Annotated in this window: 17 protein-coding genes and 1 tRNA gene; 7 read left to right on the top strand and 11 right to left on the bottom strand. The window is 54.7% G+C overall.

The genetic code is table 11. From position 1 onward, the window contains the following. The first annotated feature begins 82 nt into the window (after positions 1-82). The 3 genes from smc to ligA all read left to right on the top strand — a co-directional run bounded on the left by smc (position 83) and on the right by ligA (position 6,807). Positions 83-3,583 carry a chromosome segregation protein SMC gene (gene smc / locus CPA50_RS08710; RefSeq protein ID WP_096782001.1) on the top strand — a complete coding sequence of 1,167 codons (3,501 nt, stop codon included), beginning with the start codon at positions 83-85 and terminating at the stop codon, positions 3,581-3,583. A gap of 147 nt (positions 3,584-3,730) precedes the next feature. Then, complete coding sequence (gene zipA, locus CPA50_RS08705) at positions 3,731-4,699, top strand: cell division protein ZipA (protein ID WP_096782000.1); 969 nt, start codon at positions 3,731-3,733, stop codon at positions 4,697-4,699. Between the two features lie 77 nt (positions 4,700-4,776). Then, positions 4,777-6,807, top strand: coding sequence for an NAD-dependent DNA ligase LigA (gene ligA / locus CPA50_RS08700; protein ID WP_096781999.1), 2,031 nt, complete (start codon positions 4,777-4,779; stop codon positions 6,805-6,807). Positions 6,808-6,860: 53 nt separating this feature from the next. On the opposite strand, the gene CPA50_RS08695 is transcribed toward ligA, so the two are convergent. From CPA50_RS08695 to flgA, 6 genes are all read right to left on the bottom strand, one after another. After that, complete coding sequence (locus CPA50_RS08695) at positions 6,861-7,493, bottom strand: CBS domain-containing protein (protein WP_096781998.1); 633 nt, start codon at positions 7,491-7,493, stop codon at positions 6,861-6,863. A gap of 75 nt (positions 7,494-7,568) precedes the next feature. Beyond that, positions 7,569-9,488: an FAD-dependent 5-carboxymethylaminomethyl-2-thiouridine(34) oxidoreductase MnmC gene (gene mnmC, locus CPA50_RS08690; protein ID WP_096781997.1), complete on the bottom strand. Its 1,920-nt coding sequence runs from the start codon at positions 9,486-9,488 to the stop codon at positions 7,569-7,571. A gap of 24 nt (positions 9,489-9,512) precedes the next feature. Then, positions 9,513-10,124, bottom strand: a complete 612-nt coding sequence (locus tag CPA50_RS08685; protein ID WP_096781996.1) for a peptidylprolyl isomerase — start codon at positions 10,122-10,124, stop codon at positions 9,513-9,515. Between the two features lie 141 nt (positions 10,125-10,265). Continuing rightward, the gene (locus CPA50_RS08680) at positions 10,266-10,736 is read right to left on the bottom strand and encodes a flagella synthesis protein FlgN (protein ID WP_096781995.1); all 471 of its coding nucleotides are present in this window, start codon (positions 10,734-10,736) and stop codon (positions 10,266-10,268) included. Positions 10,737-10,743: 7 nt separating this feature from the next. Beyond that, the gene (gene flgM, locus CPA50_RS08675) at positions 10,744-11,070 is read right to left on the bottom strand and encodes a flagellar biosynthesis anti-sigma factor FlgM (RefSeq protein ID WP_096781994.1); all 327 of its coding nucleotides are present in this window, start codon (positions 11,068-11,070) and stop codon (positions 10,744-10,746) included. Between the two features lie 211 nt (positions 11,071-11,281). Further along, entirely contained in the window at positions 11,282-11,896 is a 615-nt protein-coding gene (gene flgA, locus CPA50_RS08670; RefSeq protein WP_319823110.1) for a flagellar basal body P-ring formation chaperone FlgA, read from the bottom strand. Positions 11,897-12,173: 277 nt separating this feature from the next. Between flgA and CPA50_RS08665 the strand changes: the two genes are divergently transcribed. The 3 genes from CPA50_RS08665 to CPA50_RS08655 are packed head-to-tail and all read left to right on the top strand — an operon-like array spanning position 12,174 to position 15,157. Further along, positions 12,174-13,103 carry a chemotaxis protein CheV gene (locus tag CPA50_RS08665; protein WP_096781992.1) on the top strand — a complete coding sequence of 310 codons (930 nt, stop codon included), beginning with the start codon at positions 12,174-12,176 and terminating at the stop codon, positions 13,101-13,103. 44 nt (positions 13,104-13,147) lie between these two features. Beyond that, positions 13,148-13,975 (top strand): CheR family methyltransferase, encoded by an 828-nt coding sequence (locus CPA50_RS08660; protein WP_096781991.1) that lies wholly within the window; start codon positions 13,148-13,150, stop codon positions 13,973-13,975. Positions 13,976-13,978: 3 nt separating this feature from the next. Further along, complete coding sequence (locus CPA50_RS08655) at positions 13,979-15,157, top strand: MFS transporter (protein WP_096781990.1); 1,179 nt, start codon at positions 13,979-13,981, stop codon at positions 15,155-15,157. Between the two features lie 29 nt (positions 15,158-15,186). On the opposite strand, the gene CPA50_RS08650 is transcribed toward CPA50_RS08655, so the two are convergent. Both CPA50_RS08650 and CPA50_RS08645 read right to left on the bottom strand, forming a co-directional pair. Next, the gene (locus tag CPA50_RS08650) at positions 15,187-15,840 is read right to left on the bottom strand and encodes a cupin domain-containing protein (protein WP_096781989.1); all 654 of its coding nucleotides are present in this window, start codon (positions 15,838-15,840) and stop codon (positions 15,187-15,189) included. Between the two features lie 14 nt (positions 15,841-15,854). Beyond that, entirely contained in the window at positions 15,855-16,385 is a 531-nt protein-coding gene (locus CPA50_RS08645; protein ID WP_096781988.1) for a hydrolase, read from the bottom strand. 210 nt (positions 16,386-16,595) lie between these two features. Here CPA50_RS08645 and CPA50_RS08640 point away from each other — a divergent pair. Beyond that, positions 16,596-16,686, top strand: a tRNA-Ser gene (locus CPA50_RS08640). Between the two features lie 105 nt (positions 16,687-16,791). On the opposite strand, the gene CPA50_RS08635 is transcribed toward CPA50_RS08640, so the two are convergent. From CPA50_RS08635 to CPA50_RS08625, 3 genes are all read right to left on the bottom strand, one after another. After that, positions 16,792-17,754 carry a DUF6635 family protein gene (locus CPA50_RS08635; RefSeq protein WP_096781987.1) on the bottom strand — a complete coding sequence of 321 codons (963 nt, stop codon included), beginning with the start codon at positions 17,752-17,754 and terminating at the stop codon, positions 16,792-16,794. Between the two features lie 128 nt (positions 17,755-17,882). Continuing rightward, complete coding sequence (locus CPA50_RS08630) at positions 17,883-20,207, bottom strand: FdhF/YdeP family oxidoreductase (protein WP_096781986.1); 2,325 nt, start codon at positions 20,205-20,207, stop codon at positions 17,883-17,885. Between the two features lie 147 nt (positions 20,208-20,354). After that, positions 20,355-21,254 (bottom strand): LysR family transcriptional regulator, encoded by a 900-nt coding sequence (locus CPA50_RS08625; RefSeq protein WP_096782397.1) that lies wholly within the window; start codon positions 21,252-21,254, stop codon positions 20,355-20,357. Between the last annotated feature and the right edge of the window lie 180 nt (positions 21,255-21,434).

Here is a 21,434-nt window from a genome sequence, read left to right as displayed (position 1 = left end):
TACCTGGTTGAGATTTTCTCTTGCCATCGGGGCGCGGTCGTTTCAGGCCAGGCGAGTGTACTCAAGGAGGAGCGCGCGTGACATGCGCCTGAAGTCCATCAAGCTTGCCGGATTCAAGTCCTTTGTAGATCCCACTACGGTTCCGTTTCCTACGAACCTTACGGCAGTGGTTGGACCAAATGGCTGTGGAAAATCCAATATTATCGATGCTGTCCGTTGGGTGATGGGGGAAAGCTCTGCCAAGTATCTGCGGGGCGAGTCCATGACTGACGTTATCTTCAATGGTTCCAGTGCACGCAAGCCGGTGGGGCAGGCGTCAATCGAGCTTGTGTTTGATAACAGCGATGGCTCAGCCCCTGGTGAGTTTGTCAGCTTCAACGAAATATCTGTGCGCCGCCGGGTTTCCCGTGAGGGTCAGTCAGAGTATTTCCTCAATGGTGCAAAATGCCGCCGCCGGGACATCACCGACCTGTTTCTCGGTACAGGTCTGGGTCCCCGGAGCTACGCCATTATCGAGCAGGGCATGATTTCAAGGCTCATCGAGGCCAAGCCGGAGGAACTGCGAACCTATATTGAGGAAGCGGCCGGTATATCAAAATACAAGGAGCGCCGCCGGGAAACAGAAAACCGGATGCGCCGCACTCAGGAAAACCTTGAGCGCCTGACCGACCTTCGTGAGGAGCTTGGCCGCCAGTTGCATCACCTTGAGCGGCAGGCTGCTGCAGCGGAGAAATACAAATCCTACAAACACGACGAACGTAAGAAAAAAGCTGAACTCACCGTCCTGCGCTGGCAGTCACTGGATAACGACCTGCAAAGCTGGCGCGGTAAAATTCGCGATACCGAACTTGAGCTGGAAAAGCAGCTTACCGAACGCATCAGCCTGGAAACTTCACTTGAATCGCTCCGGGATGGTCATCACGAACGTACCGAGCACTTTAACCGTGCCCAGGCCCGTTATTATGAGGCCGGGGCAGATATCGCACGTATTGAACAAAGCCTTGAGCATCAGCGCGAACGCAGCCGGCAGACAGCAGCAGAGCTGGATCAGGCCATGGCCAACCAGCGTGAGCTTGCCCGGGAGTTGAGTCAGGACGAAGAGAAGCTGGCAGGGATCCTCGAAGAGCTCGAGATGATTGAGCCGGAGCAGGAAGCTTTGGCCATTCGTTCGGAAGACTCCGGTGAGAAGCTTCAGTTGGCTGAAGACGCCATGAGTAACTGGCAGCAGCGCTGGGAAGAGTTCAGTTCGCGTTCTGCAGATACCCGCCGTGAAGCGGAGCTTGCGCAATCCCGTATAGCCTCTCTGGAAGAGGCCATAGAGCAGTTGCTCGTGCGCCAGCGCAAACTCCAGGATGAACAGGCTCAGCTGGACGGACAGGTCGATCGCGCAGAGCTTGAGGAACTTCAGGAGCAACAGGAGACACTGGAGCTTCAGAGGGAGGAAGCTGCTGAGCGCATTGAAGCCGTGCAGGATGAGCTTCAGGAAGCCCGTCATAATCAGCGCGATACAGAAAAGAGTCTGGCCGATGCGAGGCAGCGCGTTCAGAGTTTGCAGGCCGCGCTGGAATCTCAGCAAGCTTTGCTTGATGAACAGATGGGTGGGCAGGATGACACCCTTCAGACCTGGTTATCAGAGCATCATCTGGGTGAATTGCCCCGGGTGGCGGGCCAGCTTCGTATAGACGATGGATGGGAGTTTGCACTGGAGCAGGTAATAGGGCGCTTCAGTCAGGGGTTGTTGCTTCCTGATATTGACCAGCTTTCCATGGCCCTGCAGCAGGCACCCAAAGGGCTTGCTGTTATTCAGTCTGGTTCTGGCCGCGGTGTTTCGGTTCCGGCTCAGGGGTTGGCGGCCAAAGTGGATGGTCCGGCTTCGGTTAATGTCATGCTGGCGGGTATAGATACATCTGAAACCCTTTCTGATGCCATGGAACGCAGAGAGGGTCTTGCAGACGGTTGTAGTATCATCACCCGAGAGGGTGTCTGGATCGCGCGCGACTGGGTTCTGATGCCGGATTCAGATGCCGGGCAGATCGGCGTTATTGAACGACAGAAAAAAGTGGATGAGCTGGCGCGGCAACTGGCCGGGGCGGAACAGGCTCTGGATGAGGTTAAGGCACGTCATGAAGCCCTGCAGGAGCGAACCGAAAAGGCTGAGGGTGCAAGGGATGATGCCCAGGCCCGGCTGAGTGAAGCCGATCGCGCGCTTGGTTTGTCAGCCTCCAGGATCAGTGGGCTTCTGGCCCGGGCAGAACAGATCGACGCGCGTCTTGCACGCATCCGTGAGGATGTATCGGATGTAGCACTGAATCTCGAAGCTCAACAGGAAAGCCTTGGGATCGCTCGTGAAGAGTGGCAACAGGCGCTGGCCCTGACAGAAGACGGTGACGATGAAAAAGAGCGGCTTCTCGAACAGCGGGACCTGCTAAGGGAAAAGCTTGACGGACTGCGCCAGGAAGCACGCCATGACAGGGATCATGCCCATCAGCTGCAACTTCAGTTGCAGACCCTCAGCAGCCAGCGGGACGGGCTGAACCAGACTATAGATCGCATGCAGATGCAGAAAGAGCGTCTGGAGGAGCGACTGGAAATGCTCAGGGAATCCCGGGAAAATGCGGAAGAGCCCATGGAAGATCTCCAGATGCAACTTGAAGGGCTGCTGGACCGCCGGCTTGCAGAAGAAGAAAAGCTGAGTCTGGCCCGAGATGCACTGGAAGAGATCGACCGCGAGGTGAGGGAAAAAGAGCAGGGCAGAAGTGGTACCGACCACCGGATTCAGGATGTCCGGTCAAAGCTTGAAAAGCTGAAAATGGAATCTCAGGCCCTTGAGATCCGTTCGGGCAATTACATTGAACAACTCGAAGAGCTGGATGTGAAACTTCAGGACATCCTGCCCCAGTTGCCGGAAGACGCCAGTCAGGATGAATGGGCGGCAGAGCTCGAAAAAATCGGTAACCGGATTCAACGCCTTGGTGCCATTAACCTTGCGGCGATTGATGAGTATCAGGTGCAGAGCGAGCGTAAAACCTATCTCGACAGCCAGCACGAAGACCTGACGGAGGCTCTGGAAATTCTTGATACTGCTATCCGTAAAATTGATCGCGAAACCCGTCAGCGGTTCAAGGAAACGTTCGATCAGATAAACGGAGGTCTTCAGGCCCTGTTCCCGAAGGTGTTCGGGGGCGGCAGTGCATACCTGGAGTTGACCGGAGAAGACCTCCTTGAGACCGGTGTGAGCATCATGGCACGGCCTCCTGGCAAGAAGAACAGCACTATCCACCTGCTTTCCGGTGGAGAAAAGGCGTTGACAGCGATTGCTCTGGTATTTTCCATCTTTCAGCTTAACCCGGCGCCTTTCTGTATGCTTGACGAGGTTGACGCGCCTCTCGACGACGCCAATGTTGGTCGTTACGCTAATCTGGTCAAGGAAATGTCGAAGCAAGTGCAGTTTATATACATAACCCATAACAAGATCGCGATGGAAATGGGTGATCAGCTTATGGGCGTTACCATGCACGAACCCGGATGCTCACGCCTGGTTTCAGTGGATGTTGACGAGGCAGCGGCGTTGGTGGAGGCCTGAAAACAGGCTGGCCAGAAAATCGCCAAGAATGACAAAAAGGCCATGTGGTGCGGCTTTGCGTTGTATTCACTACGGGCTTTTTTTAGAGTATCAACCGGAGCCCTTTATTCGCTCCCGGACCCGAATTGCAAACAGGACAGCAGCACTATGTCACTAAGGGAATGGTTAATTGCCATCGGTACCCTGGTTATCATCGGCATTGTTATAGATGGTTTAAGGCGCATGCGCCGTGCCCGTAAGGAATCTATAGCGATTTCTTCAGGTATGGGTGCCGACGATCTTAAAGGATCTCCGTTGGATGAAGACCACAATCCCGAGCTCCCCAATGGCGGGGCCAGGGCTATTTCAAAAGATACTCTGGAAGAACGTGGCTACGTGCGTCGGGAAAAACCGTCGCGCTCCCGTACTCCAAAACATAAGCCTACGCGTCCCGTTTGCGATACACCTGAGCCAAATGAGGCTGTTCAGGACAGCTCTCCTCAGGGGAACAGCGAAGAGACGGGTTTCTCCTCCATTGAGCAGGACGATTTAGCCGTTGATACAGGTTGGGGGGCTGGAGATGATGAGTCGTCTGAGCCGGCAGTTGCGGCAATAACGACAACCGATGTAGAGGAAGATACGGCCCGTCGCGAGCCGCAAAGCCCGAAGCCGGACCAGCCTCTTGCCGGAGCTAACCGCCCGGAAGCCCGTGAGGTTATCGTGATCAACGTGCTTGCGCGTCAGGGGGAGGAGTTTAGCGGGAGCGCATTGCAGAAACTGTTTGAAGCCTGCGGTCTGGCCCATGGTGATATGGATATTTATCATCGCCATGAAGCAGAGGATACCACCAGTCCTGTGCAGTTCAGTGTTGCTAACGCTGTTGAACCGGGCACCTTTACGCCCAACGATGCAAGCGCTATGACTACGCCGGGCATCAGCTTTTTCATGAGCATGCCGGGGCCAACCAATTCGTTGCAGGCCTTTGACTTCATGCTTGAAACCGCTCAGTGCGTGGTACGCAATCTCGGCGGTGAACTGAAGGATGAACGCCGCAGCGTGATGACCGGCCAGACAATTGAGCACTGCCGTCAGCGCATTCGTGAGTTCGAACGTAAGCAGCGGTCGCCCCGGCACTGAGTCCGTTTGAGCCGTTACAGAAACAATAATGCCCGGAGTCGTCCGGGCATTTTTTTGACAGCCAAGAGCACGAATCTATGAGCAAGCCTTCACCGGATATTATCAGGCGGACGATGGAGCTGCGGTCAGCGCTTGATGAACATAACTACCGGTATTACGTGCTGGACGATCCGGGCATTCCCGATGCGGAGTATGACCGCCTGTTTCGTGAACTGCAGAAGCTTGAATCTGAATACCCTGAGCTGGCATCGGATGATTCGCCGACCCGCCGTGTAGGAAGTAGTGCAGACACCAGCTTTGAAGAAGTGGTTCATCGGTTGCCCATGTTGTCGCTGGATAATGCATTTAACGAAGACGAGCTGCGTGATTTTGATCGCCGGGTGAGAGAGCGGCTCAATAGTGATCAGGATATTGAGTATGTCTGTGAGCCCAAGCTGGACGGGCTTGCTGTGAGTCTCACCTACGAGCAGGGTTCGCTAACCCGGGCGGCGACCCGGGGAGACGGCTATGCGGGGGAGGATATCACCGCAAACATCCGCACTATACCGTCCGTTCCTTTGCGCCTGAGAGGGAACGATTTCCCCGACATGGTGGAAGTACGGGGTGAGGTATACATGCCGAGAGCCGGCTTCGATGCACTTAATCGCCGGCTGGCGGATCAGGGCGAGAAAACCTTCGTTAACCCCCGGAACGCTGCCGCTGGTAGTCTGCGTCAGAAAAAATCTACGGTAACGGCCCGACGTCCTCTGGAAATGTGCGCCTACAGTGTTGCGGTAACTGACGAAAGCCAGTTGCCGGATACGCAGTGGGACAGCCTCCAGCAAGTCCGGCGCTGGGGGTTTCGTATCAACCCCGAGATGCGTAAAGCCATCGGTGCCCGCGAATGCCTTGAAGCTTATGAAGAGCTGATGCAGAAACGCGATGCGCTGCCGTATGAGATAGACGGCATTGTGTTTAAAGTAAACCGGCTGGATTATCAGACAGCGCTGGGTTTTGTTTCCCGCGCACCGCGCTGGGCCATAGCTCACAAGTTCCCTGCGCAGGAAGAGCTGACAGTTGTTGAGGATGTGGAGTTTCAGGTCGGGCGCACCGGAGCAGTTACGCCGGTTGCACGTCTTAAACCTGTCTTTGTGGGTGGCGTGACGGTAAGCAATGCGACACTTCACAACATGGATGAGATTCGCCGCCTGGATGTTCATATCGGTGACACGGTGTTCGTGCGCAGGGCCGGTGATGTTATTCCCAAAGTTGTAAAAGTGGTTAAGGAAAAACGGCCAGCATCCGCAAAAGCAGTAGTGCTCCCCAGGCACTGCCCGGTCTGCGGCTCTGACGTTATTCAGATTGAGGGTGAAGCTGTTGCCCGCTGTTCCGGCGGCCTGTTTTGCCCCGCTCAACGGAAAGAAGCGATCCGGCACTATGCGTCCAGGAAGGCGCTGGATATCGAAGGCCTTGGCGATAAATGGATCGATATTCTGGTTGATCAGGGCATGGTGGAGACCGTTGCTGATATCTATCACCTCACTACCAGGGATTTGACTCGTCTGGAGCGCATGGGCGAAAAATCAGCAAACAATCTTGTCGCAGCCATTGATCGCTCCCGGCACCCGGTGCTCTGGCGCTTTATTTATGCTTTAGGTATACGGGAGGTGGGAGAGGCTACGGCAAAATCACTGGCGTCCCATTTCGGCACCCTTGAGGCTGTTGCAGAAGCCGATGAAGAATCCCTCAAAGAGGTACAGGATGTAGGTCCGATCGTCGCTGGCCATATCCGCGGCTTTTTTGCTCAGTCTCATAACCGGGAAATACTTGATGCACTGCGTGAAGCTGGCGTGAAGTGGCAACAGGAGGAAATTATCATTGGCGCCAAGCCGCTTCAGGGCCAGACCTGGGTGCTTACCGGCACTCTGTCAGAACTGACCCGTGATGAAGCGAAGGAAAAGCTGGAAAGGCTTGGGGCAAAAGTGGCTGGAAGCGTTTCCCGAAAAACGGCTTGTGTTGTGGCAGGGGAGGCCGCTGGTTCGAAGCTGGCCAAGGCCGAACAGCTAGGTCTGCAGGTGCTGGACGAGCAAGCTTTGCTGAAAATGCTCAAAGAGCACGAGCTGCTGTAACTGAAGGCTCCTGAGGGTGTGTTTGAATGGCCCTGGCCACCTTTCAGGTGGCCTTAAACACTGCCTTGCTGTCCCCCGACGCTGGCATACAGGCGCAGATAATCAGTGCTTGTTACAAGGCCTGTCGGTTCGCCCTGAGCGTCAACAACCAGCGCAGCATTGAGTTGGTGCGCCAGCATCAGTCTGGCGAGCTGGTGAGCGTCGGTTTCAGGAGAGGCCGTCAGGAAGGCTGGTAATTCAATTTGGGTGAGAGTCTGGTTCATGGCATCAGCCTGATGTTCGTGAAGCCAGGCCAGTAGCCATTGCTGGGCAACAAGCCCCGCCACGTTCGTGTCGGCGGTAACCACCAGATGATTGGCGCCCTGTTCGTCCATCATGGTGATGGCGTCAGCAACTGTTGCAGAGGCTGGAATGGTGAAAAGTGCTGGTGAGCAGATGGAGGACACCGGAAGATAAGGCCGCTGATCTTTGCGTTCACCTGCTACGGCAGCACCATACTCCTCCAGTGCACGATGCCGCCCGGACTGAGCAGCAAGCTGAAACTCAGCATCTGTTGCTTCACTACGACCGGGGTTGATCTGCTGGCTCTCTGTCAGTTCGCTGACATCGCCCACACGCCTCCCACGGAAGACCTCCGGCAATCTTGTCCCGACGGGACGGCCTGGTTCGCTGACAAAAATGGACACCTGTCTTACCCTCTGGGAACAGTACCTATCAGGTAGTGTATCGGCGTGTCTGTTCAGATCATTAGCGGTAATTGATTACGAAGATTCCACCTTTGGCCTGTGCATGCGGCCAGTGGCCACTCTTTTTATCAGCGCCGCAGGAAGAACTGATGGCTGATCTGTCAGTTGGTCTGCGACAAACTCTGCGAGCAAGGGGGCATAGGTAAGGCCTTTGCTCCCTAAACCGGTTAAAAGATAGATGCCAGCCGGCGTATGCCCGTTTTCATCCACAAATGGCCCGGCAACAGGCTGATAATCATGGGTGGTGCAGCGAAACCCTACGCGCCCAGTCAGCTGTTCTGGCAGGCTACCGGATGCCAGTTCCGGCGAAAGTACCTGTGGCACCATTGCTGACAGTTCCCGGAGGTTCTCAAGGTGGCCCTGCGTTGTAGGGGCTGGCTCATCGCTGTGAAGGTCAAACGTTGCACCAATGACAGACAGTTGCCCGCCTTCAGTGTCTTGAGCCGGATTGAAATAACGGGCTCCGCAGATAACAGCCTTCGGGTTTACAACCATGGCCGCTGGCATGTGAGTTACCTGTCCACGAATGGCTTTAAAGCGAAATGCGCCCCGGCCGGGAATCAGGCGCGGGCTCAGGTGTCCCGCACAGATAACAACGCGATCTGTGCGGATGTCGGTGTTGCCTGTGCCGGATAGAATCCATTCGCCATCAGCCGCAGTCATATGTTCAACTGAAAAATCAAAAACTCTTCGGATACGCGGGTGCAAGGCGAGTGACTTACAGAGTTCTCCCGGTGCAAGCCAGCCGCTGGAGGGGAACCATAGTCCACCACTCTCAAGGCTACTGCCGGTGAGAGCTTCGCCTTCCTGCCTGGTCACTGCGCGCAGGATTTCCTCCGGATATCGATTGCGTTCGATAAAACGGTGCTGGCGATCCTTTTCATTTTCATTCCAGGCCAGTTGCAGCAAGCCTGTCGGATGCCAATACTGATCGCGGTAGGGGCGGTAATAACGCTGGCTGAAGGTCAGGGCAGACAGGGCAAGCTGGGTCTGGTGGTTGAATTCGACGCCAAGCTTTACGTACATAGCGCCCTGAAGGTTGCCGGACGCAGCAGAACCGGCCTGGCTTGCAGAGTCTATCAGGGTAACAGTACAGCCTCTTTCGGCAAGGTTGTTCGCAAGCAGACACCCGGCAATGCCGGCGCCAATAACAGCCACAGATACTGGAGCGCTGGCAGAAATATCCGATTTTCCGGGGGGAACATTGAGAGGTTGAAATACGCCGTTCAGTATCGTCTCGTTACACCCTGAGTCGTCAGGTTCCTGTATTTGAAACCCTGCCTCTTTCAGTGTTCTCAGGGTTGCCTTGTCAGTTGCTGAGGTGGCCAGCGTAGTGCCGGGCCTGCAGTGCTGCCGGATTCGCTCAATGGCTGTGTTCTGCCATATTTCAGAATTCATTTCATGGGCAGGGCGGTTCAGAAACCAGGCGTCAGCCTTAAAACCCAGCTCATCCCAGGCATTACTCGCTTCGCCAAAAAATAACGTCAGACGAACACGGCCGCCGGCGAGGATCAGACGGTGAGCACCGCGTACCAGAGGTGGGTAGTTGGCGACAAGCTCTCTGGAAAGGTCCTTCAGTTCTGGCCAGGCTGAAAGAGCTTTTTCAAGATCCTTCAGGGTCAGGGGATGAGGCTCAGCGGATATGAAATGAAGTGTCGCAGCATGCGCTGGCCCTTTGCTTTGCCATGCTTGCCATGTAGCCAGGAAGTGCAGGCCGGTACCGAATCCGTTCGATGCAATAACAAAGGATCCAGACTCGGAAACCGCAGCGAAACGTGCAGGAAGATCGTTTTGGCTGATAAAACTGCAACGGACTTCATCCAGGCCGTTTTTTCCGCTGAAAGTGATGTCGCCGAACTGTTTTGACTGTGGCAAGCCGTCTTGCCAAACCAGTTCCGCCGGCGCAATGGCTGGCGGAACAGTGGAGGAGGTCATGGGGAGATGTCCTGTGATGCGTTGTTAATCCAGGAGGGTAATACTCTCGATGATTACCGGATTCACAGGTACGTCAGCCATGCCTCGAACACGGGTAGTCCGGACACCTGCGATGGTATCAACCACACCCATGCCTGCGGTTACTTTTGCGAAGACTGCATAGCCTGCTCCGCGAACGCCGGCATTCAGAAAGTCGTTGTTTGCTACGTTGATAAAAAACTGGGAAGTTGCTGAATCAGGAGCATTGGTTCTTGCCATGGCAACTGTTCCGCGGAGGTTCGGGAGCGTTCGGGATGCTTCATTTTTTATGGCTGGCCGTGTTTCCTTACGTGCCATATCGGCGGTAAAACCACCGCCCTGAATCATGAAGCCGGGAATAACCCGGTGGAAAATGGTTCCGTCGAAAAAACCGGCCTGGGCGTATTCCAGAAAATTCCTGACCGTTTCAGGGGCCACGTCGGGGCGGAGTTGCAGCTCAATAGCGCCTTCGCTGGTAAGAATTCGTACCTTGGGCAGCTCGGCCCCGGTGCTCTTACTGTCTGTCTGGGCGTGAACCTGGAGTGTTAAAAACGATAAGCCGAGAAACATAATCAGGGCGGTGATCGAACTGCTCAGCGGTTTAACCAGATCTTTCATTGCAAGGGCTCTCAATAATTACATGGACTGAATCGGACCAGGATCTTAACAGATTTGGGTCATTGTTTGAGAAGCCCTCCCCCGCAGGGGAAAGGCCATGGCCCCTGCGAAGGGCATTGAGCTGTCAATCTGTAGCTGTCATCAGGCGCTGGCAAGAACCGTGCGGCTGGATACAGTCGTTTGCTGGCCCTTGGCGCCATACAGTTTTTGTTGCCCGGAGGCGCCTCTGAAAATGTCCGAAAGCCGGGTCAGGCGTTTTTGCAGGTGGCTGACAATGCGTCCGTTGTTTTCGTTAAGAGTGTGGCACTCACGAAGCTTTGTATCAGCTTGCTGCCAGAGGGCGTAAAGATCGGTCAGGCCGGCGCTGCGGATAAAACGGGAAGGTTCTCCGCTGTCTGGCCGGAATCCCATGGCTACCAGTATGCGAATTTTCTGCTTTGCGCGTTCCCGGATTTCTCCAAGAAGGGCATTTTTATCCCGGGTTAATGCTTCGAGTGCTTTGGCATCGGAGCCTGAAAGGCAGGATTTTTCTTTTTTCAGGATATCCACCAATGACTCAAGCTGGTGGATATCCAGGGAAAGAAGGTTCTTCAGATCGTCGATTGCAGCCATGATTTACTCATCCAAAAATGCTTTTATCCATATCAAGCATTTTCTGGGCCAGCTTCTCTGCATCTATCTTGTAGGTACCGTTTTCCAGAGCTGAGCGAATCTCTTCAATCCGTTCATCATCCATTTCAGGGTAATCGCCCAGCTTTTGCTCAAGCTGTTTGAGGTTCTTGGCCTGGCTACTCAGGTTTACATTTTCGCCGCGGGCACTCTGGGGCCGGGCATTAGCCTGTTCCGGGGGAGTTTGCCCGCCACTTTTGCTGGTCAGGGGCTTGTCGGCCGTTGTTCTTTGGGTGTTGACCTGGCCTTGGCCAATTCCATTTAAGTCAACTGACATATCGTTACCTGCTCTACAGTTGCGCCACACATACGTGGGCTGACTCGGGTTTATATCTGCTTAACGGCTCAATCTCTCTATACTTTAGGGTGCAGATATACACTTTTCGTTAACATTATGTAACATTGAAAATCTGTGTTCGTAACGGTGCTTACCCGGTGGCAAAGTTTTGCCGGCGGAAAAACTTTGCCACCAGCTTCCACAGGGAAGGTTACATTGGAACTTCTACGTGCCCCGGTGCCGTTACATTCGCCCTTACGGTGCGGGAGGATGTGAGGTTTTCTACCAGAACCTGCTCTCCAACAGACGCACTTGCCAGGGCTTTGCCCCGGGAGCGAACTGAAAATGTGCCGGCGCGGGCGGTGATAATAACATGGTCGCCTCGCGCAACGGCATCCGGCGCCTCAAGAAGGTCTGGCGTCAGGACCGAGCCGGCATTGACCGGTCTGCGTACCACCATTCCTTCTACAAGGCTGGCGTCGGCTATTATTCCGCGGCGGGTCGCATTAATGACCACAGAGCGGGTTTCAAGCATGTTGCCCGTTATCCGCTCACCACGGCCAAGCGGCCGGGCTGCAACAAGAGCCGGGCCGCTGATTGAAACAGTGGTTGTTACAAACAGGCGCCAGGGCCGGTCGCCATTGCAGGCTACCTGTACCGAAGGATGTTCGCTTTTCCAGGGGTCACCCGTAAATTCAACCTTTAGCGGATCTGCGCAAGGTGCGAGGGCGATTCTGCTATCGATATTGCCTGCCTCAAACTTAACCTGATACCCATCTTCAGCCTGGGTTCTGGCATAGCTCTCAAGAAATGACCTGGTCGCCATATGGATCTCATCCGCAGTCGTGCTGGCCGACACAGAGTTGGCCAGGGACGACATGAATAAGAGCGAGACTAAAAGCGTGGTGCGCATATGTCCTGGTTTGTCCTATGCTGTCAGTATTACGGCATAAATCATATTCAAATGCCTAAGGGTTGAGGCGTTCCGGCCGTTAAACAGGCAGGTCCACTCAGGGATGACGTTATTTTGTCACCCGGACAACTCATTCTAAAGAACAGCAAAATGCATGCCGGTGTTTTCAGTGTGCGCGGGAGAGGATGCTATGGCAGGAGTATTGGACAGTGTTAACCAGCGTACGCAGCTGGTCGGGCAGAATCGCCTTGAGCTCCTATTGTTCCGTTTGCGGGGGCGCCAGATATATGGCATCAACGTATTTAAAGTGAAGGAAGTGCTCCAGTGCCCGAAACTGTCTTCCATACCGAACAGTCTCCCGGTTGTGCGTGGTGTGGCTCATACTCGTGGCGAGACTATTCCTGTTATTGATCTGGGTATGGCTATCGGCCTGCCGGGAATTCCTCAGGAAGATCTGGCATCGAGCTTTGTGATCATTACCGAGTACAACCGCAAGACACAGGGTTTTCTGGTTACCGGCGTAGACAGAATCATGAACATGAACTGGGAGGATATTCTTCCTCCTCCCAAGGGGACAGGTCGGGATATTTATCTTACGGCTGTTACGAAAATTGATGATAAACTGGCTGAAATCATAGATGTAGAGAAGATTCTTTCAGAGGTTTCTCCTCTCCGGGAAGATGTAACAGAAGCAATTATAAACAAGAGTGCTGACAGGGTTCCTGGCCATTTCCCGGTCCTGGTTGCTGATGATTCAGCTGTAGCACGGCGGCAGATGGAACGCTGTCTTACTGCTATTGGTATGGAAGTGATAACCCGGAATGATGGTAAACAGGCGCTTGAATACCTGAAAGAAATTACCAGCGATGGTTCGAAAGCAACGGACCATCTTTCACTGCTGATTTCCGATGTGGAAATGCCTGAAATGGATGGCTATACACTGGTTACCCGGATCAAGAGTGACCCCGCCCTTGCTGATCTGTTTGTTATGCTCCATACCTCATTGAGCGGCGTATTCAATAAAGCGATGGTGCAGAAAGTCGGTGCAGACGATTTTATGGCAAAATTCAGCCCTGATGAACTTGCTGAACGAATCATGGAAATTGTTGACCAGAACTGAGCTTTCCAAATGCCCGGTTATTCATTAAGAACTGATGAGATGCGATGAAAGCGGATATTACGCTACAGGAGTATGAAGCCTTTAAATCGTTCCTGCAGGATGCTTGCGGCATTTTACTGGGTGACAACAAGCAATACCTTGTGAAAAGCCGGTTGCGCCGAATTCTTGAAGAGAACGAATTGAACTCTCTTGGGGAATTGCTTGAACGTCTGAAAAAACCTGGCCGGGCCAGCCTTAAGGAAGTGGTCATCGATGCCATGACCACTAACGAAACACTCTGGTTCCGGGACAATCACCCGTTCCGTATTCTCCAGGAGAAACTGCTTCCGGAATTCGCTGCCCGCTCCTCTCTCTCTCCTTTGCGAATCTGGTCAGCTGCTTGCTCTACCGGGCAGGAGCCATACTCGGTTGGCATGATTGTTGACGAGTTCCGGCGTCAGAAACCCGGTAAATTACGCGATGTAAAAATCACTGCGACGGACATATCGAAAAGTGTACTCGAGGTGGCTCGCAGTGGTGAATATGAAATGATCGCCATTGGCAGGGGGTTATCTCCGGAGCGCCAGAAGCATTTCTTCACGCCCTCCGCAAAGGGCGGCTGGCAAATCCGGCCACAGATTAAAAGCATGGTGGAGTTCAAGGAGTTGAACCTGCTTGAGCGCTACATGCTTTCCAGGTTTGACATAGTGATGTGCCGCAATGTCCTGATTTACTTCTCCGCAGACCTGAAGAAAGATATTCTGACCCGTATTCACGCTACCCTGAATCCGGGAGGTTATTTGATTCTTGGTGCTTCTGAATCACTTAACGGCTTGCCGGATCTCTATGAGATGGTTCAGTGCCACCCCGGAATCATTTACAGGAAAAAATAGACCATGCCTTTTAACGTATGGGTGCTTGTGGCAGCGCAGGCCCTGGCCATGTGTACGGCTCCCTATATTGTTTTTATCGGCAGTATTCAGGGGCGACTGCTGGCCTCAACTCCGGAGTATGCCACTCTGCCCGTTGGGCTGGTTGTTTTGGGCACTGTGCTTGCTATCAAACCTGCGACCTGGCTGATGGAGAGGCTCGGACGCAAAAGAGTGATGCTGCTGGGGACGGCGATGGGAATGCTTGCGGGTCTTCTCGGAGCCCTGGCTTCGTGGTCAGAGCAGTTTCCGTTGCTTTGTCTGGCTGCTGTTGTAGGCGGCACCGGGCTTGCAGTGGTTCACCAGTATCGTTTTGCCGCTATGGAATCTGTCCCGGATAGTCTGGCGGGGTCCGCTGCAGCCCGGGTTTTGCTCGGCGGACTGATTGCCGCGTGGCTTGGGCCTGAGATTGCCACACTCGGTAATGGAACCGAGGCCGAGTATCCGTTCCTCATAAGCTGGCTGGCCCTGTCGGGTGTTCAGCTGGGGGCTTTGGTCATACTCGGCCTGGGTTACCGGGCGCAAGGAGAGCGGGTCCGGGAGGCGCACGCTGGTGGTGGCCGGCCACTACGGGAAATACTTGCAAATCCGCTGATCTGGGTGGCAATCAGTGCTGCTGCGATTGGCTATGCGGTTATGAGTTTTATCATGACTGCAACGCCACTTAGCATGACTGAAATGGCCGGGCATGATCTGGATGACGCCAAGCGCGTTATTCAGCTGCACATAATGGCAATGTATCTGCCGTCGCTCATCAGCGGCTGGCTGACTCGGGTTATTGGCATACCTTTGATGATGGCAGCCGGATTGCTGGCCTATCTGGGGTGTGTTGTACTGGCTGCCAGTGGCGTCAGTTTCCACCACTACCTGTCGGCACTGCTTTTGCTGGGTGTTGGCTGGAATTTGCTGTTTGTGAGTGGTACCACATTATTGCCCCGTGGCTACACAGAGGCTGAGCGCTTCAGGGTTCAGGGTATCAATGATGTATTTGTGTTTGGCTCTCAAGCCACAGCCGCCTTGTCTGCCGGCGTGATTCTCTCCTGGCTTGGCTGGTCCTCGCTCGTAATGATTGCTGTGCCGTTTCTGGTTATCCACGGTGTTCTGATGGTTTTCTGGCTATCCAGAAAAGGCGAGCTTTGTTCCTGAGGATTTCAGCGTGGTTGAATACCTGCCCTTCAATCAGAGGGCAGGTGACCCGTTTTCACCCAGATAATGGTTTCTTCATCTACAAAAGGATGATGCTGGCTCAGGTGAGGGCTTCTTAGCCAGGAGCCCTTCGGGTAACGGCCATATTCATCGCAGAACTCGCCTGAAAGCACGTAGATTTCTTCTCCGCCAAAATGCCTGTGGGGCTGAAACACTTCATTGGCCGGCCATTTAACAAGCGCAACATGCTCGTGTTCAAACTCATGCAGGGGCATCACTTCCAGACCGCCAATCCCGGGGTGCCAGTCACTGTTTGCGGTATCAATCCTTACAGTAGTCAGGTCGCGCCCGTTAAACTGGTGCAGTTTTACAAGCAGTGTGCAGCCTGGTTTGCTGAAGGGCGCATGGCCACTTCCGGGAGGGTTGCGCAGATAGGTACCGGCAGGGTAATCACCTGTTTCATCTGAAAACACGCCATCCAGAACCAGGATTTCTTCTCCAAGGGGATGTTCGTGCCGGTTGAATGATGCGCCAGGTTCGTAGCGAACAATACTGGTAGCGTGCCCGCGCTCGGCTTCCTCCCGGGCCAGCAGTTTTCTTGAAACTCCACCTGAAGGGCTGGGAACCCAGTCCTGGTCAAGGGTACGGACAACCACTTTGCGGGCAAAATCCATGTTCAGCATTGTGAACCTCTTGGCTACTTGATTAGCATCTGCACATCACGAAAGGCAGGGTGCTTGCTATGCCGCATCCATTCAAAAGCCACCATTTCTGTGGTAACAATCCGTGCGCCGCTATCGCTGAGCCGGTCAAGAGCAACATCCCGGTCAAACTCGTTTCGTGATCCTGTAGCATCTGCAACGACCCAGACCTTGTAGCCCGCGTCGATCAGACTAAGAGCGGTCTGCATCATGCACACATGGGTTTCACAGCCTGCGATAATAATATGTTGCCGGCCTTCGGGAAGATTCTCAACCAGGCCGTCCGGGCAAGCGTCAAAGTGGTGCTTCTCCAGCGTATGGTGGCACAGCTCTTTAACGGCTTCGACGTTGGGCCCGAGTTTTTCCGGTAACTGCTCTGTAGCGAGAACAGGAACGTCCAGAAGCCCTGCAATTGTGGCGAGGGTAACGCATTGATTGACCACATCCTGCCCATGGGCAATTGCGGGCATCAGTCGTTCCTGGATATCGATCAGCAACAGGACAGATTGTTCCGATTTCATGAGCATTGATGGCCTCCGGGCATGATTAAAACACTGAACAGGGAAGGGGTGTCATGTTACCTGCAACGGCAGCAGCAGGCATCATATTGATAATTATTGGTGTAAACCGGAAATATTGCTCGGTTTTCTTCTAAGGGAGTTGCCAAGCGCCGCTAAAACCATTAAAGTTTGCGCCCTCAAATGAGCGACGACAGTGCTGGTTTGAAACAGTTTATTGGAGAGGTGGCCGAGTGGCTGAAGGCGCACGCCTGGAAAGTGTGTATACGTTAATAGCGTATCGAGGGTTCGAATCCCTCTCTCTCCGCCAAATTAAACCCCTGATTTTACTAGATAAAATCAGGGGTTTTTCGTTTTTGGGGCAGAACCCGGGGATTTCAAACTGTTCTTGGAGCTACTCCAAATAACACCCCATTCAAAGCAACCCCGATTTAATCATGTCGAACATATCCAGAACCCTGGCCACAAACTGGTCTTTCGGGCGGAAGCTGCTGTGGGTGCTGGTTGTTACGTCCTGCTGCAGGTGATCCAGTAGTTTGAGCAGTCGCCGGCGATGCAGGCCGGCTGCCGCCTGAACCGGGTCGGATATGATGCCAGACATGGCAGCAAAGGCTGCCAGTAAGGCCATAACCGCGACCAAAACAATGGCCGTGGTGGCCAGCGAAGGCTCTGGTGGAAACCAGCTGTAATACAAGGTGCCTATGGTCTCACCAAGGAAAAAATCGCGGGCGGCGAGGGTTTTCGCGAGCATGGAAGCGAGCACCACTCCGAGCCCTATGCCACCAGGGGTAAACTTCTGGAAAGCGAAGGCTCCCAGCACTGTGCAGGAAATGCTATTGGTGATATCGGCAGACGCGGTCCGGGTCACCCGGTATTGGCTGAGGGCATCCGCGACAAGTGGCTCTATCAGCGTGCTGAACTGCTGGTGGTCAACTGGTTTGTCGGTATGGCGGGCATAGACGGCTTCCAGCTCTTCAATCAGATAGCGTTCCAGCAACGGGCTTTCCTCACCCTGGTTCAACAGCTCTGTGCGAATCAGGTGGGATATGTGCTGCTGCACCCGGGTGGTAAAGCCTGCGGGTATATGGTTTGCGATACGGTGCAGCCACATCAGTCCGTCCCGTTTGGGGGCCAAAACCTTAACCAGGCAGGCCAGGGCGTAGACTGGCGCCCACAGAAGATTGATGGGCGCCCGCAGCATGTCCCATCCCAGCGCCATCCGGTTGGTCGCCAGAGCTCCGGGGTAGTGAAAATGGCGGTCGATAAAGGCCGGGACCCGAGCGCGGCAGTCGTTAAAGTAGCGCCGGACGCCTGAGCGGATGGCCTGTTCTATCTCGGCTTCTGAAACCTTGGCCTCGGGCGCTGCGGCGTTGTCCATAGTGACAGGGGGTTCTACGGGAGAGTAAGTGTCTGGTGTATTAAACCGCAACTGGGCAAACCGGGACAGGTTTATGTTCCCGGTGCCTCATGCGCAACAGTTGATTCTACTCTACACCAGGCAAAGGCTCAGAGGTTACTCACCTTTATCATCTGCTGGTTTTCTTCATTGCGCAGTTCCACTGCAATGCTTTTGGATGTGGGGGTGTCGCAGAACTCTCCCAGTGAGTCCAGAGGAACCAGTGGGTTGGTTTCCGGGTAGTAGGCGGCGACATTGCCGGCGGGTATTTCATAGGGAATCAGGCGGAAATCGCTGACTTCACGGACGCTGTCATCATCCCAGAGGGAGCGGATGGTGACCGGCTGTTCCGGGTCCAGCCCCAGGCGCTGGATATCCGCATGGTTGATAAAGACCACCTTGCGCTCTCCGTGAATACCACGATAGCGATCGTTCAGGCTGTAGATGCTGGTGTTGTATTGATCATGGGAGCGCAGGGTCTGCATGATAAGGGTACGCTCGCTCAGTTGGGAGGCCGCCTTGTCCGGAAGAATACTGTCGGGCAATGGGTGTGTATGAATCACGGCACGATTTCCAGCTGTGTTCCAATGCCGATCCCGGGCGGAGTTTCCCAAATAGAAGCCGCCGGGTTGGGCGATTCTGGTATTGAAGTTCTCAAAGCCGGGAATAACGGCTTCGATATGATCACGAATTCGGTCGTAATCCGCGATCAGTGCGTCCCAGGCCAGGGGGAAGACTCCAAGCGTGGCAGAAGCTATGCCAGCGATAATGGCAGGCTCGGATTTCATCTGGTCTGAAAGAGGCTCAAGAACCCCGCCTGAGGCATGCACCATGCTGAAAGAGTCTTCCACTGTTACCCGTTGAGGACCGGTGGCCTGCATATCAATGTCCGTGCGCCCCAGGCAGGGCAGGATCAGGGCGTTTTTTCCCACCACCAGATGCGAACGGTTGAGCTTGGTACTGACCTGTACGGTCAGTTCACAGTTGGCCAGTGCGTCTTCCGTTGCAGCCGTGTCCGGGGTGGCAGAGGCGAAGTTGCCGCCCATGCCGATAAAGACTTTAGCTTTGCCGTCACGCATGGCGCGGATCGCCTCCACCACTGCATGGCCCGGATGGCGGGGAGGCTCGAAGCCGAAATGGGCTCCCAGCTGATCCAGAAACTCGGCGGAGGGTTTTTCGTTGATGCCCATGGTGCGGTCACCCTGCACATTGCTGTGGCCCCGAACCGGGCAGGCGCCGGCGCCGGGCTTGCCGATATTGCCGCGCAGGGCCAGCAGGTTTACGATCTCGTGGATGGTGGCCACTGAGTGCTTGTGCTGGGTCAGGCCCATGGCCCAGGTGCATATGACCCGGTCAGACTCGGCGTAGATGCGGGCGATGTTTTCTATTTCCTCCCGGCTGATACCGGACTGGCGCAGGATGATTTCCCAGTCGGTGTTTTGCACCTGAGTCAGGTAGTCTTCCATGCCGGTGGTGTGCTGCTCAATAAACCGGTGATCGAAAACCGCTCGGCCCTCTTTGCTGGCCTCCTTTTCCATTTCAATCAGCACCTTGACCACACCACGGACCAGGGCCATGTCGCCACCGATGTTCGGACGGAAATAGCTGTCGCTGATCCTTTTGGAGCCATTGGTGAGCATTTCCAGGGGTTCCTGCGGATCCTGGAAGCGTTCCAGCCCTCGTTCCTTCAGGGTATTGAAGCTGAGAACCCGGGCGCCGTTTTCCCGGGCTTCACGGAGGGTGGCCAGCATGCGCGGGTGGTTGGTGCCCGGGTTCTGGCCGAAGACAAAAATGGCATCGGCGTGATTGAAATCCTCCATCACCACCGTGCCCTTGCCAATGCCGATGCTGCTGGTCAGCCCGTAGCCGCTGGCTTCATGGCACATGTTGGAGCAGTCGGGGAAATTGTTGGTACCGAACGCCCGGCCAAATAACTGGTAAAGAAAGGCTGCTTCGTTACTGGTGCGGCCAGAGGTATACAGCTCCAGTTCATCCGGGGACGACAGGCCTTTCAGGGTATTCCCGATCAGGGCGAAGGCGTCCTCCCAGCTGATGGTTTCGTAGTGGTCGGTTTCCCGGTTGTAGCACATGGGCTGTGTCAGCCGTCCCTGATACTCCAGATAGTAATCGCTCTGCTGCTTCAGCCAGCCGACCGGATAGCGCGCAAAAAAATCTGCCGTCACCTTTTTGCTGGTAGCCTCCCAGTTCACCGCTTTGGCGCCGTTCTCACAGAACTTGAATTTGTCCGGGTCCTGCTTATCACCCCAGGCGCAGCCCGGGCAGTCAAAACCATCCTGTTGATTGGTTTTCAGCAGGCTCTTGATGTTGTGGATGCGGTTTTCACTTTTCATCCAGAAGCGGGCAGTGCTCTTTAGTGCGCCCCAGCCGCCGGCGGGACCTTCATAAGCGGAATAAACAGATTTTGTTTTGCTCATAAGTCTTTTGTTGTCTGTTGTATGCGGAGTATGGGTGTGACACTGGCCGGGAGGGTTGGCCGGAGTGAACAGATTCTGTTTTCAGGATACGGCGGGGCTGGTGGGGCGTCCAATTGCCAGTACTGATGTACTGATAGATGACATTTATCAATTATTGCAGGTCATGCGCTGTATCAACGCCTGCACCAGGGGGTTGTTGCTGTACTGGCTGTTCTGGCAGACCAGTGCCAGTGTCGATTGCGGCAGGGTATCTTCCATGGCCACTGTACGCAGTCCGGTGGCTGATGCCGAGCGCGGCGCCGGCAGCGGCACCAGAGTGCAGCACAGACCATTGCTGGTGCCTTCCAGAAGGTGCTCCACGGAATCCGATTCCAGTACCGGTGACAGTTCCATGCCTTTGAGTTTTGCGCTGTGTTCCAGGCCCTGACGGAAGCGCATGGAGTCACTCAGCAGCCCCAGGGGCAGGGTGGTCAGTGCCTCCCAGCTTAGTCGGTTGCCGTCAGGGGTGTGAGTGGATTCCGGAGTAAAATAATCGGGGTGATACAGCAGTCCCACCTGGGGCGTTCCCAGGGGCCAGACCCGATAACCGGCCATATCGGCCTGGGCCAGATAGGTCAGGCCGATATCCAGTTGATTGGCTTCCAGGCCGGCAATAATCTGTTGTGAACTCAGGGCATGCAGTTGCAGCCGGACGTGGGGGGAGTCCTTGTGCAGCTGTTGCAGGGAGGGCATAAGTTCCACGTGGCTGAGGGGCACCATGCCAATACGCAGTGTGCCCACCAGTTCCCCCTGCAAACGCTGCGCCTCGGTTTTCATACCCTCAAAGGCGGCGACCGACTGGTGAGCCCAGTTGAGCAGGCGCTCTCCTTCTTCGGTAAAACCCTCAAAGCGCTGGCGCCGCCGAATCAGTGTGACTCCCAGTTCCTCTTCCAGATTCTTCAGTCGCATGGACAGGGTGGGCTGGGTGACATGGCAGGCTTCGGCGGCATGGCCAAAATGCCGGTGCTGGTCAAGGGCGCAAAGGAACTGCAGCTGGCGGATATCCATAAAGAACTCGGGCTGATAGACAGGATTGATCAAAATTACCATACCAGACAGGCGACTGTCCCGAGGGAGCCAAAGATCTTCATCTTCAGCCCGGTCATCAGGTTAAGGCTGGAAAGCGGAACCACCATATTTTTCAGGCTCCGGTCGTTGTAGAGCCAGAGAGATCCATTTCATGTTCGT

It is taken from the genome of Marinobacter sp. ANT_B65 (genome assembly GCF_002407605.1).
Classification (GTDB): domain Bacteria; phylum Pseudomonadota; class Gammaproteobacteria; order Pseudomonadales; family Oleiphilaceae; genus Marinobacter.
Note: the sequence above shows the minus strand (reverse complement) of the source record. Positions and strands in the feature narration are given on the sequence as shown.